The 25,009-nt window shown below is 47.0% G+C and carries 24 protein-coding genes and 1 pseudogene; 7 read left to right on the top strand and 18 right to left on the bottom strand.

Features of this window, described 5'->3' with window-relative positions:
- The 6 genes from E5331_RS09580 to E5331_RS09555 form a co-directional block, all read right to left on the bottom strand.
- Complete coding sequence (locus E5331_RS09580) at nucleotides 1-2,514, bottom strand: TraG family conjugative transposon ATPase (protein WP_123483430.1); 2,514 nt, start codon at nucleotides 2,512-2,514, stop codon at nucleotides 1-3.
- Entirely contained in the window at nucleotides 2,511-2,846 is a 336-nt protein-coding gene (locus E5331_RS09575; protein ID WP_010803765.1) for a DUF4133 domain-containing protein, read from the bottom strand. Before E5331_RS09575 ends, E5331_RS09580 begins: the two co-directional genes overlap by 4 nt.
- Nucleotides 2,847-2,856: 10 nt before the next feature.
- On the bottom strand, nucleotides 2,857-3,153 hold the full coding sequence (locus E5331_RS09570) for a DUF4134 domain-containing protein (RefSeq protein WP_100263229.1): 297 nt from the start codon (nucleotides 3,151-3,153) through the stop codon (nucleotides 2,857-2,859).
- 161 nt (nucleotides 3,154-3,314) lie between these two features.
- A complete protein-coding gene (locus tag E5331_RS09565) occupies nucleotides 3,315-3,944 on the bottom strand; it encodes a hypothetical protein (RefSeq protein WP_123483429.1) in 630 nt (209 codons plus the stop codon).
- A 2-nt stretch (nucleotides 3,945-3,946) separates the two neighbouring features.
- A complete protein-coding gene (locus E5331_RS09560; RefSeq protein ID WP_123483428.1) occupies nucleotides 3,947-4,348 on the bottom strand; it encodes a DUF3408 domain-containing protein in 402 nt (133 codons plus the stop codon).
- A gap of 1 nt (nucleotide 4,349) precedes the next feature.
- Nucleotides 4,350-5,132, bottom strand: coding sequence for a ParA family protein (locus E5331_RS09555; RefSeq protein ID WP_123483427.1), 783 nt, complete (start codon nucleotides 5,130-5,132; stop codon nucleotides 4,350-4,352).
- Between the two features lie 561 nt (nucleotides 5,133-5,693).
- On the opposite strand from E5331_RS09555, the gene mobA reads away from it, so the two are divergent.
- The 3 genes and pseudogenes from mobA to mobC all read left to right on the top strand — a co-directional run bounded on the left by mobA (nucleotide 5,694) and on the right by mobC (nucleotide 9,399).
- Complete coding sequence (gene mobA, locus E5331_RS09545) at nucleotides 5,694-6,116, top strand: conjugal transfer protein MobA (RefSeq protein WP_120080979.1); 423 nt, start codon at nucleotides 5,694-5,696, stop codon at nucleotides 6,114-6,116.
- Nucleotides 6,101-7,369, top strand: a complete 1,269-nt coding sequence (gene mobB, locus E5331_RS09540) for a conjugal transfer protein MobB (protein ID WP_123483425.1) — start codon at nucleotides 6,101-6,103, stop codon at nucleotides 7,367-7,369. Before mobA ends, mobB begins: the two co-directional genes overlap by 16 nt.
- Before the next feature lie 20 nt (nucleotides 7,370-7,389).
- A pseudogene (gene mobC, locus E5331_RS09535) lies at nucleotides 7,390-9,399 on the top strand (conjugal transfer protein MobC).
- 13 nt (nucleotides 9,400-9,412) lie between these two features.
- On the opposite strand, the gene E5331_RS09530 reads toward mobC, so the two are convergent.
- The 3 genes from E5331_RS09530 to E5331_RS09520 are packed head-to-tail and all read right to left on the bottom strand — an operon-like array spanning nucleotide 9,413 to nucleotide 11,653.
- Nucleotides 9,413-9,901: a DUF6650 family protein gene (locus E5331_RS09530; protein WP_025077258.1), complete on the bottom strand. Its 489-nt coding sequence runs from the start codon at nucleotides 9,899-9,901 to the stop codon at nucleotides 9,413-9,415.
- Between the two features lie 30 nt (nucleotides 9,902-9,931).
- Nucleotides 9,932-10,942, bottom strand: a complete 1,011-nt coding sequence (locus tag E5331_RS09525; protein ID WP_123483424.1) for a nucleotidyl transferase AbiEii/AbiGii toxin family protein — start codon at nucleotides 10,940-10,942, stop codon at nucleotides 9,932-9,934.
- Between the two features lie 9 nt (nucleotides 10,943-10,951).
- Nucleotides 10,952-11,653, bottom strand: coding sequence for a DUF6088 family protein (locus E5331_RS09520; RefSeq protein ID WP_123483423.1), 702 nt, complete (start codon nucleotides 11,651-11,653; stop codon nucleotides 10,952-10,954).
- 247 nt (nucleotides 11,654-11,900) lie between these two features.
- On the opposite strand from E5331_RS09520, the gene E5331_RS09510 reads away from it, so the two are divergent.
- Together E5331_RS09510 and E5331_RS09505 are read left to right on the top strand one after the other, a co-directional pair.
- Nucleotides 11,901-13,205 carry a DUF3945 domain-containing protein gene (locus tag E5331_RS09510; protein ID WP_100263239.1) on the top strand — a complete coding sequence of 435 codons (1,305 nt, stop codon included), beginning with the start codon at nucleotides 11,901-11,903 and terminating at the stop codon, nucleotides 13,203-13,205.
- Between the two features lie 25 nt (nucleotides 13,206-13,230).
- Nucleotides 13,231-15,318 carry a type IA DNA topoisomerase gene (locus E5331_RS09505; protein WP_123483422.1) on the top strand — a complete coding sequence of 696 codons (2,088 nt, stop codon included), beginning with the start codon at nucleotides 13,231-13,233 and terminating at the stop codon, nucleotides 15,316-15,318.
- A 96-nt stretch (nucleotides 15,319-15,414) separates the two neighbouring features.
- On the opposite strand, the gene E5331_RS09500 is transcribed toward E5331_RS09505, so the two are convergent.
- The 9 genes from E5331_RS09500 to E5331_RS09455 all read right to left on the bottom strand — a co-directional run bounded on the left by E5331_RS09500 (nucleotide 15,415) and on the right by E5331_RS09455 (nucleotide 22,952).
- Nucleotides 15,415-15,933: a dihydrofolate reductase family protein gene (locus tag E5331_RS09500; protein WP_123483421.1), complete on the bottom strand. Its 519-nt coding sequence runs from the start codon at nucleotides 15,931-15,933 to the stop codon at nucleotides 15,415-15,417.
- A 399-nt stretch (nucleotides 15,934-16,332) separates the two neighbouring features.
- Nucleotides 16,333-16,611 carry a helix-turn-helix domain-containing protein gene (locus E5331_RS09490; protein WP_016276694.1) on the bottom strand — a complete coding sequence of 93 codons (279 nt, stop codon included), beginning with the start codon at nucleotides 16,609-16,611 and terminating at the stop codon, nucleotides 16,333-16,335.
- A gap of 12 nt (nucleotides 16,612-16,623) precedes the next feature.
- The gene (locus E5331_RS09485) at nucleotides 16,624-18,669 is read right to left on the bottom strand and encodes an AAA family ATPase (RefSeq protein WP_135985650.1); all 2,046 of its coding nucleotides are present in this window, start codon (nucleotides 18,667-18,669) and stop codon (nucleotides 16,624-16,626) included.
- On the bottom strand, nucleotides 18,632-18,991 hold the full coding sequence (locus E5331_RS09480; RefSeq protein WP_004325475.1) for a helix-turn-helix domain-containing protein: 360 nt from the start codon (nucleotides 18,989-18,991) through the stop codon (nucleotides 18,632-18,634). The genes E5331_RS09485 and E5331_RS09480 overlap by 38 nt, the downstream gene beginning before the upstream one ends.
- A gap of 217 nt (nucleotides 18,992-19,208) precedes the next feature.
- Nucleotides 19,209-20,054, bottom strand: a complete 846-nt coding sequence (locus E5331_RS09475) for an RteC domain-containing protein (RefSeq protein WP_123483419.1) — start codon at nucleotides 20,052-20,054, stop codon at nucleotides 19,209-19,211.
- 1 nt (nucleotide 20,055) lies between these two features.
- A complete protein-coding gene (locus E5331_RS09470; RefSeq protein ID WP_104404246.1) occupies nucleotides 20,056-20,739 on the bottom strand; it encodes a 4Fe-4S dicluster domain-containing protein in 684 nt (227 codons plus the stop codon).
- Entirely contained in the window at nucleotides 20,736-21,863 is a 1,128-nt protein-coding gene (locus E5331_RS09465; RefSeq protein WP_104404247.1) for a GyrI-like domain-containing protein, read from the bottom strand. The genes E5331_RS09470 and E5331_RS09465 overlap by 4 nt, the downstream gene beginning before the upstream one ends.
- Nucleotides 21,864-21,953: 90 nt before the next feature.
- A complete protein-coding gene (locus tag E5331_RS09460; protein WP_123483418.1) occupies nucleotides 21,954-22,403 on the bottom strand; it encodes a DUF2867 domain-containing protein in 450 nt (149 codons plus the stop codon).
- 9 nt (nucleotides 22,404-22,412) lie between these two features.
- Entirely contained in the window at nucleotides 22,413-22,952 is a 540-nt protein-coding gene (locus E5331_RS09455; RefSeq protein ID WP_123483417.1) for a TetR/AcrR family transcriptional regulator, read from the bottom strand.
- A gap of 460 nt (nucleotides 22,953-23,412) precedes the next feature.
- Between E5331_RS09455 and E5331_RS09450 the strand changes: the two genes are divergently transcribed.
- Both E5331_RS09450 and E5331_RS09445 read left to right on the top strand, forming a co-directional pair.
- Nucleotides 23,413-24,009, top strand: coding sequence for a metallophosphoesterase family protein (locus E5331_RS09450; RefSeq protein ID WP_135985648.1), 597 nt, complete (start codon nucleotides 23,413-23,415; stop codon nucleotides 24,007-24,009).
- A 208-nt stretch (nucleotides 24,010-24,217) separates the two neighbouring features.
- Nucleotides 24,218-24,973 carry a helix-turn-helix transcriptional regulator gene (locus tag E5331_RS09445; protein WP_123483415.1) on the top strand — a complete coding sequence of 252 codons (756 nt, stop codon included), beginning with the start codon at nucleotides 24,218-24,220 and terminating at the stop codon, nucleotides 24,971-24,973.
- Nucleotides 24,974-25,009: the final 36 nt, after the last annotated feature.

The raw sequence follows: 25,009 nt of genomic DNA, 5'->3' as shown, positions 1-25,009 counted from the left end.
TTAAGTTGTTGATGATTGGGGATTGCGTTTGCTTTCCGCAAGCCGCTTGATAGCCAGTTCAAGGTTGCCGCCCAGCTTCTCGGCGAGGGCGAACAGTTCCATTTTTTCGCTTTCCTCTGTCGTGAACGTGTAATATTCTTCCAACGAAACTTCCGTGGCATATACCGCCGACTGCGTGCCGCCCAGCGAGAAGAAAACTTCCTTGTACTTCCGTCCGGGGTGGTTCGCCATGTTGATAGACAATATCTGCGAACGCTCCTTGTCGGTCAGTCCGAGCAGGTTTTGTATACTGTCAAACTTGTTGAGATATTTTCGCTGGTCTAACAGGATTTTGCAGTCCGAGTTATTGATGATACTCTCTTTCACTATGGGCGAGGAAATAATATCTTCCACTTCCTGCGTTACCACAATCGCTTCCCCGAAATACTTTCGGACGGTTTTGTACAAATATTTTATGTAGTCCGCCATATTCGCCGATGCAATCGCTTTCCACGCTTCTTCAATTAGTATTAACTTCCTTATTCCCTTTAACTTGCGCATCTTGTTTATAAAGGCTTCCATGATGATGATAGTCGTTATCGGGAATAAAATCTTGTGGTCTTTGATATTATCCAATTCAAAGACAATGAAGCGTTTATGCAGCAAATCCAGCTCCTTGTCAGAGTTCAGCAGGTAGTCGTATTCACCGCCACGATAGTATGGTTCAAGCACGTTCAGGAAATTGTCAATGTCAAAATCCTTTTCCCTGACGTTCTTCTGTTCAAGCTGTTGGCGGTAATCATCCCGGACAAACTCGTAGAACGTGTTGAAACAGGGCGTTACCGACCTGTCGCCCGTGATACGTTCGATATAGGCACTTACCGCATTGGACAACGCCACTTCTTCCGACCGCTTGGGGGCTTCATCGTCCCGCTTCCATAAAGTAAGAATAAGCGTCTTGATGCTCTCTTTCTTCTCGATGTCAAATACCCCGTCCTCGACATAGAACGGGTTGAACGCTATCGGGTTTTCGTTGGTGTAGGTGAAATAAATCCCGTCCTCGCCGTGCGTGCGGTTGTGGATAAGCTGGGACAGCCCCAAGTAGCTGTTACCCGTATCGACCAGCAGCACGTGCGCACCCTGCTCGTAATACTGGCGCACCATGTGGTTGGTGAAGAAAGACTTCCCGCTACCACTCGGCCCAAGTATGAACTTGTTTCTGTTGGTAGTGATGCCTTTCTTCATGGGCAAATCCGATATGTCGATGTGCAGCGGGCGACCGCTTACCCTGTCCACCATTTTGATGCCGAACGGGGAAAGCGAACTCTTGTAGTTCGTTTCTTCCACGAACAGGCAGAGAGCCTGCCCCAAGAACGTGTAGAAACTTTCCTCTGCGGGGAAGTCGGCTTCGTTGCCGGGTATGCCCGCCCAAAAGAGCGTGGGCGTATCGACCGTGTTGTGGCGTGGCTTGCACTCCATTAGTGCAAGCTGGCTTCCCACATCGTTGCGTATGCGTTTGAGTTCTTCCCGGTCGTCACTCCATGCCATGACGTTGCAGTGGCAACGCACCGAGATAAGCCCCCTGCTATGCGCTTCGTTCAGGTACTCGTCTATCCACTCCTTGTTCACTTGGTTGGCACGGGAGTAACGGGAGAGCGATTGCATATTCCGGGCGGTCTGCTCGAAGTTCTTCAGGTTTTCGGCGTGGTCGTCTATGAAGATGAACTGGTTATAGACGTGGTTACACGACAACAGCACGCCCACCGGGGCGGCAAAACTTAACCTGCAATCGCTTCTGTCAGTGGACAGCTTCTCAAATCGGCAGTCCGTCCCGACCTTTCCGGGCAAATCTTCCACGTCCGAAAGCGTGTGCAGGCACAGTATGTCGTCCCCAACACGCATTTCTTCCGGATACAGCCCGATGTCTTTCAGGCAAGTAGTGTCGGTTTGCGAGAGCGAGAAGTATTTCTCGATGATGCCCGCCTTTCCGTCCTGCCCGGTGATTTCCGATGCCGCCAGCCGGGTAAGCGTGACAAACCCGCTGTCGTTCATGATGCGCTCGAACTGCCCGACCGCTTCGATGAACTTTGCCGCCGCTTCCTTGTCGGCTATTTCCTGCGGAACAATCCTGCCCCGGCAGAGGGTGGAGAAGTCGCTCTGTCGGCGGCTTCTCTCCCTTGTCGTTTTCGTCAGGAACAGGTAGCAGTAATGGTTCAAGAACGGGCGTTCATTGAAATGCCGTTCAAAACTCCGGGACAGGAAACTAAGCTCGTCCCTTTCCGTGTCGGGCTGGTAGTTCTCCTTGATGAAGAAGTCCTGCTTGTGTACTATGGAGTAGTCAGGCAACACCTTGATTGCCTTGTACCACGCCGAATGTATGGCTTCGTACTCGGCACTGGTGACGGTGAACAGTTCGGGCAGTTCCACCCTGAAAGCCACCGTTATGTCTGCATCTTTTGAAATGATGCAGCCGTTCTCCACCGCCAAAAGTGGGAATTTCCTTTCCAGCGTGGTAGCCTTTAATGTATTCCTCATGTTCTTTCTTCCTTTCTTCTTTTGTAGTTGAACAGCCGGGGTATCGCCTTTCGGCTGATAATGAAGCGTGGGTGTCTTTTGCGTGCGGCAGCTTTCATCAGCCCGTGCGTGCCGTACCGTGCGTTGAGCCGGAACGTCTGCCACACGAGCAGCAGCGAAGCCGACACGATGAAACCGATACATAGCCACTGGTTCACGCCTGCCATGAACAGCACGATGAACACCACGAAGACGGCGAGCAAGCCGCCGCAAAAGATAAAGAGGTACTGGCTTTTCAGCCCCTTGAACTCCACCGGCTTCCCGATACCCCTGTTTACCGGATATTCAGACATAGCCGCTGGTTTAGAGGAAGAACGACCGCAGGATAGTGGCGGCGACAATCAGGAAGATGCACGCCCCGAACCAACTGGCGGCAGTCTTTGAGGTGTCGGGGTCGCCGCTCGAAAATTTGTTATATACTTTTACCCCTCCAATCAAGCCGCAGACCGCCCCGATTGCGTACACCAGTTTTGTTCCGGGGTCGAAATACCCAGTGATTAGGTTCGTGGCTTCGGTGATGCCCGCCTGCCCGTTGCCCTGTGCGTAGGCACTTACCGCAGCGGCAAGTATAGCCGCCGACAAAAAGATTCTCTTTCTCATTGTGATTTGTTTTTAATGCCGGGCGGCGGGTGGGAAGTCCGCCTTTCCCGGCTGGTGAATAATTTGAAATTTTAGTGGTTGCGGCACGGATGCCGTCTGTTGGTTCTTGGGTTGCCAATCAACCGTAGTCACGTTGCTTCATATTGTTACACATTATTATATTATAGGAAATCGTTCATGTCGAACGCTTCATGTTCCTTGCTTGTACCGCCAGCTTCGGCAGGGACGGCAGCCGTAGCCAGTTCCGCTTCGTTGCGTCCCAGCAGTTCCGCCACCTTTGCCAGCCCGCCGTTGATGTTCTCCACCACCGCATCGTAGAGGTTCGTCCCCTCAATGCTTGCCAGCGTCCCGGCGGCTTGCCGCTGTTCCGCTTCGGTGGGGTTGTCGGCGTTCGCCGTGCGTACCGCTTCGCCCAGTTCGTCAAAGCTCACGCCCGTAGCCCGCCCGGTATCATCGTCACCGTCCATGTACCCGGCTATTTCCTCGTCCTCGTAGTCGGGTTCGTCATTCTCGTAACCGGGCGTTTCTTCCGGCAGTCCGTCAGCCTGCGGCGCAAAAATAGTATCATTTTCAGCCGCTTGCGGGAGGTGTCCCGATTTGTCCTGCGCTGTCCCGATTAGTCCACCCTTGTATCGGCTTTCACCTATCAGCGTGTAGCCTGAAACTTCGTTTCGTGGAAGCGACGCATCATCCGTTCTGCCCGGTGATGTCCGACTGTCCGTGTAGCGATACCACAGCCATAAGGCGATATAGTACACCAAAAGCCCGGTAAGTATGCAATAGATTACCATAGTCAGACAGGCTTTTGAAAATTACTTTCGTACAGGGTGTTTATCTCGTCTTGGTATTGCTCGAAGTGGCGCAGCAGAATGTTTTCCACATAGCTGCTTACCGTTACCTTTCGCCCGCCTATCACCGTCACGATACGCATCAGCTTCTCGTGCGTGGTACGGCTCACGTACAAGGGCTGTCGGTCTGCCAGTTCCACTTTCTGAAAGTAGGTTTCCCGGTAGTCGCCCGAACCGCCCTTGCGCTTGCGGGGTGTCGGTTTCTCTACTTGCACCGTTTCTGTTTGTATTTCTTGCGGGACATCATTCGTCTTATTATTATCTTGTTTACTGGGGACACCTTGCGAGATAAGTTCTTTCATGAAATCCTCGTCTATCTTCGGCATCCCGCCGCTTTGCTTTGCCATATCATTGTAATTTGATGTAGTACGTTATTTCGGTTATCAGTTCTTCCAAGTTGCTTCCCCTTACCAGCGGGCGGCTGGCGGGAAAGAGCGTGGAGCGGAACACCGCCTTTTTATCCGCTACCAGTTCCTTTTTGTAGCGTTTGGTATCGGGGATAAAGGTTTTCATCAGTGGCAGTTCCAGTTCCTTAATCGTCTTGTCGTAGGCGGCGTAGAGGTCTGTTTTCTCCCGCCCGTCCACCATGTTCCAAAAGAGGTACAGCCCGGCAAGTCGGCAGGCTTCATTCTTCACCAATAGCTTTTGGATAGCCATTGCGAACGACAGGCTGCTTTCCAGCACCACCTTGTCGGCTGAAATGGGGGTGAAAATGTAGTCCATGCCCGCAAGGGAGTTTATCACGCCCTCGCTGTTCACCGTGCCGGGCAGGTCGAAAAAGACAATATCCGGCACGTGTCCGGCGGCTATATATTCGTCAGCCGTTGCAATCGCCTTTTCGGGCGAACTGCACAGCACCGGGTAGGCTTTCTTCCCCAGCCGGGTGAACTGTTCATACGCCATGCGCTTGTAATCTTCATCCGCCCCGACCTGCTCGGCATCCCGCTTTCGCATCCCGGCAATGGAGTGTTGGGGGTAGTCGCAATCGACCACCGCCACATCGTAGCCTTTGAGGTAGTAGAGGTAACTCGCCGCCAGCACGGTAAAGGTGGTTTTGCCGACCCCGCCCTTTTGGGTGGAAAAGGCGACATAAAGGGGTGTTTTCTCGTTTTCCATATTGCTTTCGTTCATTATTGGTTGATAGATTTATTTATTGCTTTCAATCATTCATTCCATATTGCAATCTTGAAATATTGAAAGATTGTTTTATTTCAATCTTGTTTTCCTGCTTTCATTCTTTCTTGAAATATTGAAATCCTGCAATCATGTTTTCTTGAAATCCTGCTTTCAATCATTCTTTCCTGATTGGAATATTTCTTTCAATCTTGCTTTCAATCTTGAAATCCGATGCAAAAAAAGGGAGAAAAAACGTCCCCTGAAAACCTTGTCCCGATTTGTCCTGCGCTGTCCCGTTTTGTCCACCAACCACCTATTTTACAGCATTATAAATCACCGTTACTTTGCAGCGGAGTAACGAACCGCAAGGGGCGCAGGTGTAAAACAGGGCTGGTGAACGGCAGGGCTTACCGCTTCACGCTAACCCCAATCCGTCCGTGACGGATTTCGATTTTCGTCAGAAAATAGCAAGGTGTGTTTTGTATGCTACAAAACCGTTTTCCGTGCCTGAAAACGCCTTGCCCCTTGCGGGGGTAAATATCACTCCGAAGTCGTAATTTTTTAATCCAAAGAAGCATGGAAACAAGAAAACCTAACAAGGGCGGTCGCCCCGCCCTCGCAGACCCGGCGAAGCACCGCCATGTCCTTTACCTGAACGACCGGGAGAATGCCCGCTTCCTCTCGCAGTGGGAGCAGTCGGGCGTTACGAGCAAGTCCCGGTTCATCGCCGCACGGTTGTTCGGCGAGCCGTTCCGGGTGGTGAAAGTGGACAAATCGGCAGTAGAATATTGCGCCCGGCTGACCGAATTTTATGCCCAATTCAGAGCGGTAGCGGTCAATTACAACCAAGTGGTAAAGGCTCTGAATAGTAACTTTTCGGAGAAAAAGGCACTGGCTTTTCTCTATAAACTGGAGAAAGCGACCACCGAACTGGCTGTGTTGAACCGTCAGGTTATCGACCTGACAAACGAGTGCAAGGAACTATGGTTGCCAAAATAAGCACGGGCGGCAATATGTTCGGCGCACTGGCGTACAACCAAAACAAGGTGGACAGCGGGGAAGCAAAGGTGCTTTTCTCCAACCGGATGCTGTTGAGCGAGGACGGGAATTTCTCTATCGGCGAGTGTATGCGCAGCTTTGAAATGCAGATGCCCGTCCAGCTATCCACCAAGAAGCCGATACTTCATATTTCCATAAACCCGCACCCGGAAGACGTGCTGACCGACCTGCAGCTTTCCGACATTGCCAAAGAGTATATGCGGAAGTTGGGCTATGGCGACCAGCCCTATTTGGTGTACAAGCATACCGACATCGACCGCCACCACATCCACATCGTGGGGTTGCGGGTGGACGAGAACGGCAAGCCGCTGAATGACAAGTTCGAGCATCGGCGCAGCAAGCAAATCACCCGTGAACTGGAAAAGAAATACGGGCTGCACCCGGCAGAGCGAAAGGAACGTGCCGAACGCCCGGAACTTAAAAAGGTGGACTATGCCGCCGGGGACGTGAAGCACCAAATCGGCAATACCGTGAAAGCGGCTTGCTATGGCTACCGCTTCCAGTCGTTCGGGGAGTACAAGGCTTTGCTTGCCGCTTACAACGTGTGCGCCGAGGAAGTCAAGGGTGAAGTGAACGGCAAGCCCTATCAGGGCATTGTCTATTCCGCCATGAACGACAAGGGCGAAAAGGCGGGCAACCCGGTAAAGGCTTCCCGCATCGGCAAGTCGGTGGGTTATGAAGCGGTGCAGCGCAGAATGGAGAAATCGGGCGAAGCAATCAGGAACGGGAAACTGAAAGAGCGCACCCGGAAGATTGTAGCCACTGCCATGCAGACCACCCGCAGCCGCAAGGAACTGGAACAACAGCTAAAGAAGCAGGGCATTGACGTGGTATTCCGTCAGAATGACAGCGGGCGCATCTATGGCGTTACGTTCATCGACCATGACAGCCGGGTGGTGCTGAACGGTTCACGCTTGGGCAAGGAGTATTCGGCGAACGTGTTCAACGAACGTTTTTCGGGCGAAACCGGAAAGATGCACCAGCCCGAAGTGTCAGCACCGCAGCAAGACCAGCCCACGCATCAGGAACAACCGGGGTTCATGCCGAAATCCGACATCGTTCCGGGTGTGGCTTCCGTGTTGGGTGCGTTCGGTGGATTGCTGGGCGGCGGTGCATCAGGCGGTGACGATCCGCAGGACACCGCCCGCCAAAAGAGAAAGAAGAAAAAGAAGCGCACAAGGCGCATCGACTAACTTAAAAAAACATTACAATCATGCAACAGGAAGATGATTTGAGAGGGCTTGCAAGGGTCATGGACTTTATGCGGGCTGTCAGTATTCTATTCGTGGGAATAAACGTGTACTGGTTCTGTTACTCCACCCTGAAAGAGTGGGGAGTGACCTTTGAAGTGATAGACAAGATACTGTGGAACTTTCAGTGCACCACCGGGCTGTTCTCGTCCGTTCTTTGGACAAAACTATTTTCGGTGCTGTTCCTCGCCCTGTCGTGTATCGGCACTAAGGGCGTGAAAGAGGAAAAGATAACGTGGGCGAAGATACATTGCAGCCTTGCGGCAGGTGTCGTGTTGTTTTTTCTGAACTGGTGGCTGCTGGAACTTCCGCTGCCACACACGGCGGACACTGTGTTTTATATCGCCACGCTGTCGGCGGGCTATATCTGTATGCTCATGGCGGGTACATGGATGTCCCGGCTGTTGAAGAACAACCTAATGGATGATGTCTTTAATACAGAGAACGAAAGTTTCCAGCAGGAAACAAGGCTTATCGAGAACGAGTATTCGGTAAATCTGCCTACCCGGTTCTACTATAAGAAGAAATGGAATAACGGTTGGATAAATGTCGTGAACCCGTTCCGTGCCAGCCTTGTGTTGGGTACACCGGGTAGCGGCAAGTCGTATGCAGTGGTAAACAGCTACATAAAACAGCAAATCGAGAAAGGTTTTGCGCTTTACTGTTATGATTACAAGTTTCCCGATTTATCGGAAATCGCTTATAATCATTTGCTTAACCACTTGGACGGGTATAAGGTAAAGCCTAAATTCTACATTATCAATTTTGACGACCCACGCAAGAGCCACCGATGCAACCCGATAAACGCCAGCTTCATGTCGGACATTGCGGATGCCTACGAAGCCAGCTACACGATAATGCTTAACCTCAATCGAAGTTGGATAAGCAAGCAGGGCGATTTCTTCGTGGAAAGCCCGATTATTCTTTTGGCGGCTATAATTTGGTATCTCCGTATCTATCAAGGCGGTAAGTATTGCACGTTCCCCCATGCCATTGAACTGTTGAACAAGAAATACGCCGATGTATTCACTATTTTGCGCAGTTATCCCGAACTGGAAAACTACCTTTCGCCGTTCGTAGATGCTTGGGAATCAGACGCTCAATAGCAGTTGCAGGGTCAAATAGCAAGTGCGAAAATCCCGCTTTCAAGGATGATTTCACCCGCTCTTTACTGGGTAATGACAGGTGATGATTTCTCGCTGGACATCAACAACCCGAAAGAGCCTAAAATCTTGGTTGTCGGCAACAATCCCGACCGTCAGAACATCTATTCGGCGGCACTGGGATTATATAACAGTAGAATAGTGAAGCTGATAAACAAGAAAGGTCAGCTTAAAAGTTCGGTGATAATAGATGAATTACCGACTATATATTTTCGTGGGCTTGATAATTTGATTGCGACCGCCCGAAGCAACAAGGTTGCGGTTCTGCTGGGCTTTCAGGATTACAGCCAGCTTACCCGTGACTATGGGGACAAGGAAAGCCGTGTGATACAAAATACTGTGGGCAACGTGTTTAGCGGTCAGGTAGTCGGTGAAACGGCAAAAATACTGTCGGAGCGTTTCGGAAAGGTGTTGCAGAAACGGCAGAGCATGACAATCAACCAGCGGGAGAAGTCCACCTCGATAAGTACCCAAATGGACAGCCTGATACCCGCCAGCAAAATATCCAACCTCACGCAAGGTATGTTCGTGGGGGCTGTGGCGGACAACTTCGATGAACGGATAGAGCAGAAGATTTTCCACTGTGAAATCGTGGTGGATAATGAAAAGGTAAAGCGGGAAACCGCCCGTTACGTGAAGTTGCCGCAGATTATCGACTTCACCGACAAGGACGGCAATGACCGGATGCAGGAGGAGATACAAGCCAATTATGACCGCATCCGTCAGGAAGTCCGGCAGATTGTCGAGGACGAGATAACACGGATTAAGAACGACCCGGAGTTATGCCACTTGATAAAAAAGGAAGAATAAACGGCGAGGAACATTATTCCTCGCTATCTTTTTCAGGCAATATTGAGGATAATTCATCTTCAATATCTATCCCATAAGCCACAGCCATTTGCGCCAACATTATACCAAATGTACCTCTTAATTCGCCTAATGTAGAATTAAATTTCCAGCTACTTATACAATCATAATTGTGCAAATAAAAATGCACCTTATTATTCTCGTTAGTATATTGATTTAAGAACTTCCTACATGCAATACGCATTGCTTTTAAGTAATTATAAAGATTGGTTTCTGATGATATATCTTGTATCTTATCTGTTAGAAAATGTCTGATTTCAATTATTGAATGAATACAATGGTCAGGACATTCTTGTTCATAAGGATTATATAATACTCTTCTGTCTTCTAAAAAACGTATAATTTTAATTGCTTTTGTACGTTCTGTTTCAGACGGATTCCAAGATACACCAAAAATGGGGCAACTTATACCAGTTAACCGTTCTCTTATTTCTCTGAAAATCATATAATTGCTTCTTCTATTTTTAATTAACAGCTATTCTTTGTTTTGTTGCTTTATTCGGTAGGCTTCAAAGCGCACCAGTATTTCGTGTAGGTTCTCCAATGCTTCCACAGCCTTGCCTATCGGCGGCATCTTGCTTTTGTCAAAGGTCAGTTTCTTCAAATCGGTAATGTACGCCGTAGCCACTTCGGGTAACGCCATGACCGCTTCGGCATCCTTGAATATCGGTGCATCAGCCAGCGACAAGTGCGAACGGGAGTTTTTGTTTAGCCCGTCCTCTATCGTCACCCGGTACATGGCATCCAAGAAATCTTCCGAATGTAGGTAATCGTTATATTCCTGATTGTGGTAGAGTGCCGACAAGTCGTAAACATCACGGATATGCTTTGCCAATAGTGCGGTTGCATCCTCATTGTAAGACAGCTTTACCAGCCTTGAAACCTTGTCGCAGATAGTCTTTCGGGGATTGATACACTGCGTTTCAAAACTTTCCAGCCCGTAGGTGCTTATCAGTTCCTCTTGCCCGATACTTTCAAGAAAGGCGGTCACAATCGGTTTGATAACCCGCTTGTCTGCCGGGTAGAACATTAGTTTTTTGTCCGGTAGGTCACAAGACTTTATTTCTACTTCCAAATGTTCTTTCAGTCCCACACCCTGAAATATATTGTCATAAGAAAAATACAGTTTGCGGTAATTACCGCCCGTTTCCGACAAATCTTCCTTGTATATGTCACTGTTGAGTTCGGCTATGTATTTGGAAAGTTTCTTGTTTAATGTCTTTTCCGCCTGCTTGGACGCACCTTTATCTCCCGTGAACACGAACAAGTCCAAATCTTCCGAGAAGCGTTCTATCAGCCCGTAGGCTTTGGAAAGTGAAGTTCCGCCTTTGAAGTAGGTCTTATCCGCATATTCGGACATGGAAATATCCCGCAGTATCTTCGATACCCAGTAATCCTTTTCCACGTGCGACTGCTCGTAGCCGAAATGTTCAGCCGCCAGTGCGATGATTTCCTTGAACGCTTCCTTGTCCGAATGTAAATTCATATTTCTGTCCTATGCCGTTTTATAATCCAAGTTGAACCGTGTCGTGGGAAGAATGGTCTTTGCCATTTCCGTTTGCAATACGGTTTGTCTGATGTCGCCCAGTATGTCTGCCACCACCTTTCTGACACGTGGCGGGTAACTTTTTGCCAAAGATACGATTTTTTCCAGTTCCGGCAGGCTGTACCCGTTGAAATATTGGCTTTTGACCCGGTTGTAGATGTCCTGTCCGGTTGTTCCGGGTATGCGCTTCATGTCCTTTATCGCATCGAGCAGCCGCAAGTACGGGACAAGGCTTTCATCCGGATAGTCCATGCAGTAGGCTTTCACGCACTCTATATCCAAGTTCTTGAAACGGAAACGGCGAACCGGGTTTGGAGTGGCTATCGTTATGGTTGTGGCGACCTGTTCGGTCAGCCCCATTTTATTATAGACGTAAGCCCCCGTGATATAGCCGTTCAGTTTTTCGGTAAGATAACGAAACTGTTCATCCTGATAGACGGGCAGCTTCCCCAATCCTAAGACCGATTTCTTGGGGCGGTAGTACGCCCCTTTTTCAACCCGTACCAGTACCCCTTTGCGGCTCTGTTCGGAGAGCAGCACCGCAACATTGGCGGTCTTTTCCATTTCAAACGACAAATCCCGGAACGTGAATATACGCCCGGTATCTATCCGTTCAATCTGCCCAAGTATCTCTTTCCTGAATGAAGCCATATTTATGTACTTTGTTTCTATCTGCAAAGATAGTATATTATGTAATTACATACAAAAACATAACAAATATTTTGCCGAAGATGTTTTTATTTCTCCAACTGTTGGTTGGATATTTTCATCTGCCACGGACAAATCGGGACAGCGCAGGACAAATGCGGACAGCCCTTGCCGCCCGTCCAAATATAGCATATTTAGTCGCTACCTTTGGGCGGGACTATTCCCGTAACCACTAAAATTTCAATTATTTATGGCAAACAGAATGACCCCGCCCGCAGAGGGGCAGGAAAAAGACGTGCTGCTGGTCTTGGATAAACAGCAGGGCAAGGTGAGTGCCGTTAAGGGTATCGACAAGGAGGGCAATTTGCAGACTGTGCCGCCGACACAGGGCGGCGAGTTCATGCAGGTGGACAAGAACAGCGATGTGTTCAGCAACTTCATTTCCAATTTCTTCCGCAAGTTCCAGGACACTTCCGGGCTGGAACTGTTCAGCGTCAAGGCTTCCGAAGCGGAGCAGGACGCAAAGGCAATCGAGGACAACCACCGCAACCCGACACCGGAGGGCGGCAAGCGGGCTGAAATGTTACGAGTTCCGAAGCCCGACTTCCACGAGTTCAAGCAGGGCTACCGCTTCGACCCGTCAAAAATCGACTGGGAGAACCTGAAAAAAGTCGGCATCACCGCCAATACCCTGAAAAACACGAAAGACTTCGACCGGGTGATGCGTGGCTACAAGTCCCGCAACACCTACACCGTTTCGGGGACGGTGGGCGGCTTCTACCTCAAACCTACCGATGTCAAGCTCTCTTTCTATCAGGCAAAGGACGGCACGGTAGTACCCAAGCTGCACGGCGTGCAGCAGGACGAAAAACTGTTGCAACGCCCGTTCCATGAACACGGGTTCACCAAGCAGGAACAGGGTAACTTGCAAGGCACTGGCAACTTGGGCGGCATCGCTGAAATCAAAGACCCGAAAAGCGGCGGGCAAATCCCCGTGTTCGTCAGCCGGGACAGGTACACGCACGAACTGGAGTATATGCGGGCTGACAAGTGGAAATGCCCCGACACCATTTGCGGCGTGAAAGTCAGCCCGGAGCAGAAAGCCGCCTTTGAAGCCGGGCAAGCGGTCAAAATGGAAAACCTGCAATTCAGGGACGGCACGAAACGCAGTGCCTATTTGCAGGTCAGTGCGGTGGAGCGTGGCTTGGAGTTCCTGCCCCGTGCTGCCGTCCAGTTCTTGCAGCAGGGGCAGCAGCCCGCAGAACAGCAGGTAGCCGGGATAAAGGACGGCAAGGGCGTTGAGTTCAACGGTCATGTGCAGCCCGGCGCACAGGGCAAATCCCCCGACAAGGTGCAGCCGAAAGACGTTACCCCCGCCGCCGAGAGCCGGACGCAGGTAGCGGTCAATTCGGAGGGCAAGACCAACGAAGCTACCAAGCAGGGCAAAGAGCCGTTGAAACAGGGTCAGGACAAGCCCACCGCCAAGCAGAAAGAGAAGCAGGACAAGAGCCTGAAAGCGGACAAACCCAAGAAGTCCAGAGGAATGAAAATGTAGTACCCACCTTAAAAAGTAAAGAATTATGATTGCATTGATAGCAGAGAAGCCCAGCGTGGCAAAGGACATCGCCCGCATCATCGGTGCGACCCAGCGTAATGACGGTTATCTTTCCGGCAACGGGTATATGGTGACATGGGCGTTCGGCCACTTAATCCAGCTTGCCATGCCGGAAGCCTATGGCGTGGCGAACTTCCGCAAGGAGAGCCTGCCCATACTGCCGCCCGATTTCCAATTAATCCCCCGTCAGGTGAAAGCGGAGAAAGGCTACAAGGCAGACCCCGGCGTTCTGAAACAGTTGAAAGTGATAAAGGAAGTGTTCGACAAGTGCGACCGGATTATTGTCGCCACCGATGCCGGGCGTGAGGGTGAGTTAATCTTCCGCTACATCTTCCATTACCTGAACTGTCGAAAACCATTTGTGCGCCTGTGGATAAGCAGCCTTACCGACAAGGCAATCCGTGAGGGGCTGGATAACTTGCAGCCGGGAGAGCGTTACGATAACCTCTACCTCTCTGCCAAGTCCCGCAGCGAAGCGGACTGGCTGATAGGGATAAACGCCACCCAAGCGTTGAGCGTAGCCGCCGGGCAGGGCGTGTTCTCGCTGGGCAGGGTACAGACACCCACGCTCATGATGATATGCAGCCGCTATTTGGAGAACAAGCATTTCGTACCCGCCAAATTTTGGCAACTCAAAGCGGCGACCACCAGCGGGGAAATAAGTTTCACCGCCCAATCGACCGCCAAGTGGGAACAGCAGCCCGAAGCCATAGCCGCCCTGCAACGGGTTAAGGATGCCGGACAACTTGCCGTGAAATCCGTTGAGAGGAAAGAAGCCAACCAAGAACCGCCGCTTCTGTACGACCTTACCACGCTGCAAAAGGAAGCGAACACGAAGCTGAACTTTTCGGCTGACAAGACGCTTTCCATAGCGCAAAGCCTGTATGAAAAGAAAGTGATGTCCTACCCGAGAACCGGAAGCCGCTATATATCGGAGGACGTTTTCGATGAAATGCCGGAGCGTGTCGCCCTGTTAGGGCAATACCCCCGCTTTGCCGGGTATGCCGCCGGGCTGGACGGTGCAGCACTGAACCGCCGCAGCGTAAACGATAGCAAAGTGACCGACCACCACGCCTTAATCATTACCGAGAACCTGCCCGGCGAACTTTCCAAAGACGAGCGGGCGGTTTACGAGCTGGTAGCCGGGCGTATGCTGGAAGCCTTTTCGGGCAAGTGCGTGAAAGACGTTACCATCGCCATATTGTCAGCTGGAGATACTGACTTCACGGTAAAAGGGTCTGTGATGAAAGTAGCAGGCTGGCGTACCGTGTTCGGCGAGCAGGAAACGGGCGGGGATGAAGAAGACGCCAGTCTGCCGCCGCTCCAAGAGGGCGAAGGCCTGCCGATTTCCAACGTGGAACTGTTGGAGAAGCAGACCAAGCCGAAACCGCTGCACACGGAAAGCAGCCTGCTTGCCGCAATGGAGAACGCCGGAAAGGAACTGGAAGATGCCGAACTGAAAGCCAGTCTGAAAGATGCCGGGATAGGCACGCCAGCCACCCGTGCGGCGATTATCGAAACGCTGTTCACCCGCCAGTACATCGTGCGTGAGAAGAAGAACCTTGTGCCTACCGACAAGGGGCTTGCCGTTTATGGGATTGTCAAGGACAAGAAGATTGCCGATGTCGAAATGACGGGTATGTGGGAAACCGCCCTTGCCAAGATAGAAGCGGGCAGTATGGATGCCGACACGTTCCGAAAGGGTATCGAGGTGTACGCAACGCAAATCACCGCAGAACTGCTATCGGTGCAGCTATCTGTCGCTACTGGTGAAACCTGTCCCTGCCCCAAATGCAATAACGGGCTCATCCTGTTCTACCCGAAAGTGGCGAAGTGTTCCAACGTGGACTGCACGCTTACCATATTCCGCAACAAGTGCGACAAGCAACTGACCGACAAGCAGATTGTCGAACTGGTGACAAAACGCAAGACCGGGCTAATCAAGGGCTTCAAGGGCAAGAACGGCAAGGCTTTCGATGCTTCGCTTGTGCTGGACGAACAGTTCAATGTCGGTTTTTTATTCCCCGAAAAGAAAGCGAAACCGAAGAAATAGCCTATCTTTGCCACTGAAATTTCATTGTGATAGGTTTTACAACTTATAATAATTGAAATTTTAGTGGTTGCGCCCGGCGGGAACCGGGCGCATTTTTTATACGCTCCCGCCAAACAGGTAGGTTGAACAGACCACCCCGTTATCCAGCACCCTGCTTTCCGAGAGTTTCCAATGTGAGCCGAATGTTTCCCCGATAAAGCCGATGCCTTTGCCCGCCATGACCGGGACGGTGTAGATTGTCAGGCTATCCAGCAGTCCGGCTTTAATCAATGAAGTAAGCAGCTTGCCACCGCCCACCACCAGTATGTCGGTTTCCTGTTTCAGTTCATAGATCCTTTGCAGCGGTTCTTCGGTCAGGAACTCCACGCCGCAGTCCGGCGTCACGTTGGTATCATAGTGTGACACCACAAAAGACCTTTTGCTTTTGTGCGGCCACCCGCCCCAGTGTTCAAAGATGTAGTTGTAGGTGTTCGCCCCCATAAGCAGGCAATCTGCATCCAAATAGTATTTGCCAACGATAGTTTTTACTTTATCGGGTAACCAATCCAGTTCCTTATCTAAGGTGGCTGTATGTCCGTCAAGAGATACGGCGATATGCGCTTTAATTTGTTTCATCCTATCAGGTATTAAACAGTTGATAATCTTTTTCAACCTATTCGTTGATACCTCAAAAAAGAAGCGTGAACTTACACTGCTCCACTACGAGGTACTGGCATACCCAAAGAAACGAAACAGGCAAGTCCACGCTATGACAAAGCATAGCATAGACATTGCGCTGAAAATCCCGTTTCTTTTGAAAAGTGCCAGTTTTCGTAGTGAGATATTCGGCGAACGAATATGTTATATATAATGACGATATTACAGCCGAAACTGTTCAATCGCCGTTATTCTCTTATGTTACTTTTGCAAAAGTAGCGAAAATCACCGAAATAACCTTGCAAATAATAGAAATCCTGCCTTATTATCATAACAAGACAGGATTTAAAGAAGAAAATATATGATATTGATTATCACTTAATCCATGCGTTCACGGATTAACTTGTGTATGTCGCTTGCACGATAGAAATATTTTCCGTCTAATGTTAAGTAAGGCAGTATTCCTTTCTTCCGGTAACGTTGCAAGGTTTTGGTACTCACTTTCAGCATAAAGCACAAATCCTGATTATCAAGGAGTTTTTCGCCGTTCAGGTAATTGTGACCGCTTAACAGACGGTCTATCTTTTTGTCCTGCATATCGAGCCTATCCATGATACGCTCCATCCAAGCCACGAAGTTTTCTTTATCTATATACATAAGGCTACCGGATTAAATAAGACCTATCATAAAATAGCTTTGGTTCACCGGGTCTTTAATGATAATCTCCCGTTCACGCATAAAGCGGATATAACTCTTTGCAGTGCGTTCTTTAACATCCAAGACCTGCTGTAATTGTTCACAAAGGTCTATATAAGTGATATGTGTCTGTCGCCCGAAAATGTCACGGGCAACATTCACCAGTTCCCTTTCCTTGCGCTTCTCTTTTTCCTCACGGGGCTTCTCACCCTTGTACACGTGCATCCCGGCTTTCTTATCCCATGCAAAGAGCATCAGCGGCACGTCCAGCGGGCTTCCATCCCTTACTTTCAGTGATTTTACCACTGACTGGGCAGGTTCTTCGTCTTTCTCTATCGAAAGGATTGTAGCCGCCTTGCGCTGCAACTCGCTACCCAAATGTCCCCGTAACTTCAAGCCGTTCGGAACGAAGTGCAGCACACAAAGAATACAGGTGTTATAGATACCCGCCAACCGATAAAGTTCATCTATCACCGCCACGCTTTCCGCTTCATCATTGGCACTCTTAACAAGGTCGGCGATGCCGTCAATGACTACCAACTGGATGCCGCCATACTGGTAGTAGAATTTATCCATGCTCTGCACAATGGCGTTCAGGCGTTCTTTGCGTGACATCCCCGTCAGGCAAAACGCTTTCAGTTCATCGGGTTTGTCCGGCTGTTTGGCACGTGCCAGCAGGTTGCTTACATTCTTGAACAGTTGCACTTCCGACTGTTCGGTGTCATAGAGCAAGACCGCCTTGTGCCTGCCGTTAGTGGTTATCTGTACGCCCAGCGTATCTACTTCTGCACCAGCCGGACAGATGCAGCCCGCCACGATTGCGGCTACATAATTGCTCTTTCCCGTTCCCTCGCCCCCGGTGATGCCGAACAGGTTGCCTTGTGTTCCTAACGGAACGTCACCCGCTGAAATAATCTCTTGCGCTTTGGTAGGCGGGTTGTTGAAATCTATCTCGCATGATTTTAGCATAATCAATGTGTCGCTATACAGGTTGTCTAAAAATTCGATAAACAGTTTCAGGAAATCTTCACGGGTGTTCCCGGCTTTGAAGTAGTCGGATATGTCCTTTTCCTCTTTCGTTCCCGGAAGTGGTAGCAACAGACGTTTCACGCCAAATTCTTCCAATAGCTTTTCCTGCTTGCGTGAACTTTCCTTGCCCGTTTTATCCATATCGAAAAGCAGGATGATGTGTTTGAATCGGAACGTCAGCCGATAAACCAGCGTGGGCGGGATAGTCACCGTTTCGCTATTGAAGCAGATAGCATTAAAACCGTGTGCCACCAGCGAAAGCACATCTTTTTCGCCGCCCGTGATAAAGAGCGTGTCACCTTTGGCGGGCAGTTGCTCCAACCCGAAACAGTAGTTTTCACCGAAGCTGCCGCCATAGAGGAAGCGGGGCGTGGAGAACGGGCGGTATAGCTTGATATATTGTTTGCCTTTGTAGCCGTACATGGGTTCTGCTACCGATGAAGTGTAGGTGTACGGTTTGCCCTCTGCCGTTTCGCTGTTGTATTCCCGGAGCGAACAGACCTTGTAATGTTCCAGCAGTTCGGGCGTGATGCCGTACTGTTGCCAGTACACCAGTTCGGCAAGCGGAAACTTCTGTTCCCGGAACTGGTAAGGCTTGACGTGCCTTTCGGGTGTTTCTTCGGTTTTGTCTGGCACTGCCCGGCGGACGGTTGCCGGGGACATGGAAACCGGAGTGCCGGAAGCCAGCCCCAAGCCCAAATCCCGGTCTATGATTTCCAGTATCTCCACGAAGTCAGCCGCCCGATTACAGTCCAGCCCCTTTAACTGCCCCACGAAGAAGAAACAATCACCGCTATAATTGTCGTTGCCGAAGTCTTTCATTTTATACATACCGCTATGGCGGTCGAAGTAGATATTACAGGATGCTTTCTTATCCTGATAAAGAGGATTAAGAAAGTGCCTGCCAATACGCCAGTCCCCGGGTAAGTAATGTTTGAAAACAAGCAGACCGTTATTTGTTCTGCTTAGAATTTCTTCTTTCCTTAACATATTTCTGATGATTGGTTATCAGTTCATTTATACACTCCTTATCACGCTTAATCAGGCGTTCTTCCAACATTCGCTTTACTTCCTTAATCTTGTAAAAGTAATGCCCCTTGATGTCGGAGTAAGAAATCATTCCTGCCGCCCGTAGGCGTTGTAAAGTACGGTCACTGATTTTCAGGAACGTGCAGACTTCGTAACTATCCACCCAAATTTCATCTTCATCAGTCTTGTTTTCGTCCAAGTGATTGAAAATGTAGTCTGCTATGGCGGTAATCTTGTTATCAAGTTCCTTATAGGCTTTTGACTCAAATGTTATAATCTCCATATTGCTAACTTATTGATTTGCTGCAAAGTTAGGGAGAAGAAATAACCTAAAAGTCATGGTTGTATCTATCATGGTATTACTTTTTTTCAAGCTATTTTTAGGGGAATATTGGCGTAAAAGTTCTCCGAAATGTCATTTTTCAAAGTAGATTTCACCATAAAAAGAAAGTACCATGTTGGGGAGAACATGGTACTTCTACATACTGGAATACAGGAATTTATTTCATATCATCTTCATTCATCCGCTTAACAAGGCTCTCTATCAGATGATGAAGATATGCCGTCCGGTCTTTTCTCTCTTTCATGGCTATATATGAAGCGTAATAATCCCCTAAATCCATGTGGAATATTGTACTAAGGAAATTCATCATTTCTTTTATCTCCACGTTGCCATTGTTTATGTCGCCCGAAGATACAAGAGAATATCCCAGTTCGATAAGATATGACTTTTTGCCTGTGAAGCGGAACGGATATTTGAAGCATCTTTGTAGGTTATCTTCTATCTGATTATTCGTTACCAGTTTCACCAATCGCTTATTCAAATAAATGCGCAGCATTTCATTGGCGATAATCTTTGCCACTTTATAGTCATATCCGGTTGAGAAATTAGGGTCTTTATCAAACTGAGCGCTATCGGTACATAACCGCAAATCAGCTTTTCCACGTACAAAGTAGTATTCATCGTACACAGTGGAGTGTGAACGGTAGTATTGATAAAAGTCCAAATTGCGATTGAAGAAATAGGTCAGATTATCCAGTTCCCGATTGATATAATTCCTAATCACTTCATCGCTACCATTAGGGCATTGTGTTTCAATCTTGTATATCTTATAGAAGAATAGCAACCGACCGAGTATTTCCGGTTTCTGTGTCTTGAAAAATAAGATTTCGTCCTCTTTGGTTGGAAATATATAGGTTTGTATTTTAGTTCTCAAATCATCAAGAACCGTTTGCAGCTTATGTACCATTGAAAGAGAGGTTTCGATAATATCATAGCCGTAGAGGTCGATTTCGTCAATCTCTATGTCTATTTCCTGCAATATATTACCTATATACCCCTTCATCTTACTTCATAGTGATATGTCGTTTCATGTATGCCTTTGTTTTCGGGCAATAAACCAAACATTTCAAGCACGTAACACAGTCATAAACATTTACTATCTCATCCCTTGAAACATTCATGTCCCATACAACCCCGTTTAACGCTTTTTGAGGGCATACATCCCTGCATATATTACAATTACCGCATTGCGACGACTTGATTTCGTGTTCCATTATTGATAAAGGGGCATTTGTTAGGACAGAGCCAAGACATTGTGCCGCTCCATATTCAGCCGTGATGAACAGGTTGTTTTTGCCAATATAACCAGTACCACTAAGTACGGCAATGGTCTTATGTGGTAAAACGGACGTTTTTGTTGTGAAGTCAAATGTATTCTCGGTTATCAAGGCATTGTCGGACTGTGATAATGCTTTGTAACCTTTGCTGATAAGCCGCCCAGCCAGTTTGTCTGCAATCATTCCCACCCGTTTTTCTGCCTGTGCATATTCATCGCTGAGGGTATGCACATAATCGGGACTATCATGTACAGTTTTGATAAAATGTGGATTTATGGCAATTCCTATCAGTAGGGCATAGGGAAAACCCCGGTTTTGTCGTATATCCAGCATGGAAATATCCACGAAGTGAACAAAATCGGCATTTTCATTTCTTAGCTGTTGTTCAATTTCCTTATTTAAGTCATTCATTTGTTCTTTCGCACAATAGGAATATAAATATCCGTTCTCAACTCCGAAACAGGGGTCTTTTCGGGAGTATTGAGATAGGTTTCAAATGTGTAAGGCTCCCGTAGCGCATATCCACTTGTCGGCAACCAATCAAGGTATATGTAACGATATACTCTGTTCAACTCGTGATATAACCCCTTGAATTGAAACACTGCATATTCTCCGGCTTCTATTTCATGAACAGAAAAGCCATTGGGAACGTTAAATGATTCCGTAACGGTTATACCCACCATGAAACGGGTTTGTTCTTCTGAAGAAATTAGCGGACAATCCAATGTAAGGCTTATAAATTTACAGCCACTTGACTGTAAACCGCAATTTTCAGAAAGGCGTAGAATCTGTTTCCATAATACCGTAAAATCATGGTTTATATGTTCCGTCCATTCCAGTTTCAAACAGGCAATACGAACAGGCGGAACTTTCTCAATGCAAGGAACAATTTGCACCGGATACATTCCTGCGGGGTTAGCATTGGAATGTAGTTTACGAAATTCCGGTATCGTACACTTAAAATAACTTTTGAATGCCCTTGAAAGTGTATGTTTGTTTTGGTAGTTTATGTGGCATAACAATTCTGTAACACTTATATCGGTTGAAATTAACTTGAAAGCGATATATTCCAATCTTAACCGTTGAATGTAAAGCCCGACATTTTCACCACATACAGCCTTGAAAACACGCCGGAAATGGTATTTGGAAATACCTGCCGTTTGCGATAGGGCATCTAAACTAAGTTCCTCGAACAAATGGCGGTTAATGTATTCTTGTACCCTTACAATCAGCTCATATAACACGTGGGCTGTATTGATTTTTTGTTTCCACCGTTTTATTTCGGGAAGCCGTTTTGACATTACCTCTCTGATTTCCTGCGAAGTATAGGATATACCTACTTCTTTATAATACTCTTCGGGGAAAAGCCCCCAAAGGTAAATCAGATAGTCCATCGAAAAATCGTAACCCTTGACACCATGCTTCAAACAATAGTCGCAATATTCCGCACTCGTATTTACCCCAAGATTATTGTAGTCAATATCTAAGGGTATTCCGCAGGTTTGGCAATATTTGGTTTCTATATCTGTTTCCATTGTCATTTCTATTATTGGCAACAAAGTTACTTAATGAGATATGAAAGAAGTTACCATAAATAGCTATCTTTAATATATACTTCCTAAAATCTATTTATCACACTTTCTAATAGCTCGTTTTAACATTTTATGGACTATAAATTTGTGGAATACCCATATTGCGACAAAATACATCTTGCCTAAAATATTATTATATTTCACGAGTGTAGTTATACTTGCAATTTGTTCGTTGCATCTTGTTTCAATACAAGATATGGACACATAAAATGTCAAGTGCTTATCTTTTGTCCCTAAGATAATTTCGTGACTGTTTTCTTCTCTGATTAACTCTTTAAATGATTTACTTGCTTTAATACCTAATGGTTTTACAATAAAATCACGTAACTTCAATAACCATAATGCCCATTTAGGGTATTGAATGAACATAGAATCAAACAGTTTTTTCACAGAAATATGTGGCTTATCTGTAATTTTTTCCCAAAAACAATCTTTGTAGTCTGCTGGGAGATATTTTGTGATTAAACTATTGCTTAGTATCATGATTTACTCTTATTTTTTTATTTCAAATTTCTTTAAGAGCATATCTTGAAGTTCTTTAAAATCACAAGTAGGAATTTCAGAACAAATATGCTGTAGCCCAATAAGTAAGGCATATTGAATAGTTGCTATTTTATGTGCATATTCTAATGTATAACCGCAATCTTGACCTAATTTAATTAAATAATCTAATCTCAATTTATCTACTTGTGTTACATATCGCTGTACTATATTGTTAGTATAGCTCCACGCCCTAATACGACCCTCGCATTTATATTCGGAAGAAGCAGACATTTGAGCTAAAGAATACAACTTTTCTGTTGCACTGACAAGTTTTTCTGCATTCTCAATGAATGTAAGTGTATTTTCTTTAACCCAAAAGGTCATAAGTGCATCTATATATCCATCTATATTTTTGAAATGATGATAGAACGCTCCTTTTGTGATTTTCAACAAAGCACATAAGTTGTCTATTGTAATTTTTGAAACTCCCTCATTTTCTATAATTTGGAGCCCAATAATGAACCATTGTTTTTTTTCTACTTTCTTCATGTTAATATACTTTTGCATACCATACTATATGGTATGCAAAAGTATGAAGTTAATATGAAATACACAAATTATTATTTCAAGAAATGTATCTTTCACAAGAAACTAAGGTTTTAGTGCAAGGTGCAAGTATATATCTTTATATATAGCTTGCACCTTGCACTAACCGCAGAAGATTTATTTTCAATGATTTGCATATATCAAAAGAAAGCCGTATCTTTGAACCGTAGTTTTAGGCAGACAACGAATAGCCAAAAGGTGACAGAAAAGCGTTATTCTTGTAACCTAAGTTGTACCCCCTAAGGCTTTGACATGATGATAAGAAATTGAATTTCAAGGATATTGGGGAGTAGGTTCATAACCCTCTCTCTCCGCCAATAAACATTGAAAAATCCTGTAAGTAAATTCTTACAGGATTTTTTATTTTAGGGATATTGCCTGAAAATGCCATAAAACAATTGTTATGAAGATACTACATTTATCTGACACACATGGTTGCCACCGGAGGCTGAAGCAGCTCCCGACAGCTGATATCGTGGTACACTCCGGCGACTTCTGCATGACCGGTTCGGAAACTGAGGCTATTGATTTCTTGAACTGGTTCTGCGATTTGCCATATAACCACAAAATTTTCATCTGTGGCAACCATGATGATTGCCTGTATGGTGCAGACATCGACGGACTGGATGGAAATGTGCATTATCTATGTAATTCCGGCATTGAGATTGAAGGTATGAAATTTTATGGCATGCCAATGTTTATGGATGATTGTATGACAGACCGTCAAGACATCAATATCACAAAAATTCCAACTGACACCGATGTTCTGATTACCCACACACCTCCTCATGGTATTCTTGACTTTGATGACAATTTCAATTATGGTTCGGGAAAACTATTGACAAAGGTTACAGGAATAAATCCCAAGTTACATCTTTTCGGTCATATTCATGCCAACAACGGCATTCTACAGATTGGAAATACCACCTACGTCAACTCAGCAATAATGGACAAAGATTACTTCAATCTACAGAATCCTAATATTTTGGAAATATATTGACGGCGGTCTTCACATCAATCGCCTGATTCTTTCCAAGAAACCTTGCGTATTTCTTTGATAGCCTAGTCCTCAATTTTGCGTATTTGGGATTATCGGTCTTGTACGACATGCCAAAATGATGACTCAGACCCTTTATCCTTATCTTAAAAAGAGAAAAATTGGTGTGGATTTCGTTAATACAGCGATTTTTTAGTAATTTTGCATTGATATGAATACGCCCAACGATTTTTTCATACCTGACAATGAGGTCAAGTTGCCCGATGAGCTTGATTACGGCCGTGTGGATGAGTATATCCGCTCGGCAGAGGCGTTTTCACGCTCCACTTACCAGAGCGTCTATATCATTGACTATTTCAAGCAGAATTTTCTCTATGTGTCGCCAAACCCGATGTTTCTCTGCGGTCTTACTCCTGATGAAATGATGCGGCTTGGCTATCATTTCTACCTAAAATATGTGCCGGAGGATGAACAGGCACTTCTGCTTGATATCAACCGCGCCGGGTTTGCCTTCCACCATAAAATACCACGGGAGGAGCGTAAGGACTGGTATATATCTTACGATTTCCACATCCTGAACAACGGACACCCCATTCTGATAAATCACAAACTCACTTCGCTCGCCCTTACTTCCGACGGGCGCATCTGGCTCGCATTGTGCGTTGTGTCAGCTTCGCCGCACACAACGCCGGGCAATATCGAGATGCACCGCACGGGATCTTCCGAATATTTTTCATACAACACTACTTCGCATCGATGGGAGAAGAAAGAGATGCCGACATTGACCGAGGGCGAGAAATCTGTGCTTACGCTCTCTATCCAGGGCTATACAATGGCGGAGATTGCCGACCGCATCTGTCTCTCGCCCGACACCGTGAAGAAATACCGTCAGCGGATATTTGAGAAACTTTCTGTCCGCAACATTTCCGAAGCCATCGCCGCCGCTACCAATTACAAGTTAATTTAGTGGAGTGTGGCTCTTCTCTAAATTTTCTGATGCGAA

Source organism: Lepagella muris, from assembly GCF_004793975.1.
Taxonomy (GTDB): Bacteria; Bacteroidota; Bacteroidia; order Bacteroidales; family Muribaculaceae; genus Lepagella; species Lepagella muris.
The sequence above is the reverse complement of the archived record's forward strand: the minus strand, read 5'-3'. Positions and strand labels throughout refer to the sequence as shown.

What these genes read in the sequence shown, in the direction of transcription:
- E5331_RS09490 (WP_016276694.1), bottom strand. Translation starts at nt 16,611, where the DNA reads ATGTATATAGATAAAGAAAACTTCGTGGCTTGGATGGAGCGTATCATG.
- mobB (WP_123483425.1), top strand. Translation starts at nt 6,101, where the DNA reads ATGGTTGCCAAAATAAGCACGGGCGGCAATATGTTCGGCGCACTGGCG.
- E5331_RS09555 (WP_123483427.1), bottom strand. Translation starts at nt 5,132, where the DNA reads ATGAACGAAAGCAATATGGAAAACGAGAAAACACCCCTTTATGTCGCC.
- E5331_RS09530 (WP_025077258.1), bottom strand. Translation starts at nt 9,901, where the DNA reads ATGATTTTCAGAGAAATAAGAGAACGGTTAACTGGTATAAGTTGCCCC.
- E5331_RS09560 (WP_123483428.1), bottom strand. Translation starts at nt 4,348, where the DNA reads ATGGCAAAGCAAAGCGGCGGGATGCCGAAGATAGACGAGGATTTCATG.
- E5331_RS09510 (WP_100263239.1), top strand. Translation starts at nt 11,901, where the DNA reads ATGGCAAACAGAATGACCCCGCCCGCAGAGGGGCAGGAAAAAGACGTG.
- E5331_RS09450 (WP_135985648.1), top strand. Translation starts at nt 23,413, where the DNA reads ATGAAGATACTACATTTATCTGACACACATGGTTGCCACCGGAGGCTG.
- E5331_RS09520 (WP_123483423.1), bottom strand. Translation starts at nt 11,653, where the DNA reads ATGGCTTCATTCAGGAAAGAGATACTTGGGCAGATTGAACGGATAGAT.
- E5331_RS09475 (WP_123483419.1), bottom strand. Translation starts at nt 20,054, where the DNA reads ATGAAGGGGTATATAGGTAATATATTGCAGGAAATAGACATAGAGATT.
- E5331_RS09500 (WP_123483421.1), bottom strand. Translation starts at nt 15,933, where the DNA reads ATGAAACAAATTAAAGCGCATATCGCCGTATCTCTTGACGGACATACA.
- E5331_RS09445 (WP_123483415.1), top strand. Translation starts at nt 24,218, where the DNA reads ATGAATACGCCCAACGATTTTTTCATACCTGACAATGAGGTCAAGTTG.
- E5331_RS09505 (WP_123483422.1), top strand. Translation starts at nt 13,231, where the DNA reads ATGATTGCATTGATAGCAGAGAAGCCCAGCGTGGCAAAGGACATCGCC.
- E5331_RS09565 (WP_123483429.1), bottom strand. Translation starts at nt 3,944, where the DNA reads ATGGTAATCTATTGCATACTTACCGGGCTTTTGGTGTACTATATCGCC.
- E5331_RS09525 (WP_123483424.1), bottom strand. Translation starts at nt 10,942, where the DNA reads ATGAATTTACATTCGGACAAGGAAGCGTTCAAGGAAATCATCGCACTG.
- E5331_RS09485 (WP_135985650.1), bottom strand. Translation starts at nt 18,669, where the DNA reads ATGTTAAGGAAAGAAGAAATTCTAAGCAGAACAAATAACGGTCTGCTT.
- E5331_RS09455 (WP_123483417.1), bottom strand. Translation starts at nt 22,952, where the DNA reads ATGAAGAAAGTAGAAAAAAAACAATGGTTCATTATTGGGCTCCAAATT.
- E5331_RS09570 (WP_100263229.1), bottom strand. Translation starts at nt 3,153, where the DNA reads ATGAGAAAGAGAATCTTTTTGTCGGCGGCTATACTTGCCGCTGCGGTA.
- E5331_RS09465 (WP_104404247.1), bottom strand. Translation starts at nt 21,863, where the DNA reads ATGGAAACAGATATAGAAACCAAATATTGCCAAACCTGCGGAATACCC.
- E5331_RS09460 (WP_123483418.1), bottom strand. Translation starts at nt 22,403, where the DNA reads ATGATACTAAGCAATAGTTTAATCACAAAATATCTCCCAGCAGACTAC.
- E5331_RS09470 (WP_104404246.1), bottom strand. Translation starts at nt 20,739, where the DNA reads ATGAATGACTTAAATAAGGAAATTGAACAACAGCTAAGAAATGAAAAT.
- E5331_RS09480 (WP_004325475.1), bottom strand. Translation starts at nt 18,991, where the DNA reads ATGGAGATTATAACATTTGAGTCAAAAGCCTATAAGGAACTTGATAAC.
- E5331_RS09580 (WP_123483430.1), bottom strand. Translation starts at nt 2,514, where the DNA reads ATGAGGAATACATTAAAGGCTACCACGCTGGAAAGGAAATTCCCACTT.
- mobA (WP_120080979.1), top strand. Translation starts at nt 5,694, where the DNA reads ATGGAAACAAGAAAACCTAACAAGGGCGGTCGCCCCGCCCTCGCAGAC.
- E5331_RS09575 (WP_010803765.1), bottom strand. Translation starts at nt 2,846, where the DNA reads ATGTCTGAATATCCGGTAAACAGGGGTATCGGGAAGCCGGTGGAGTTC.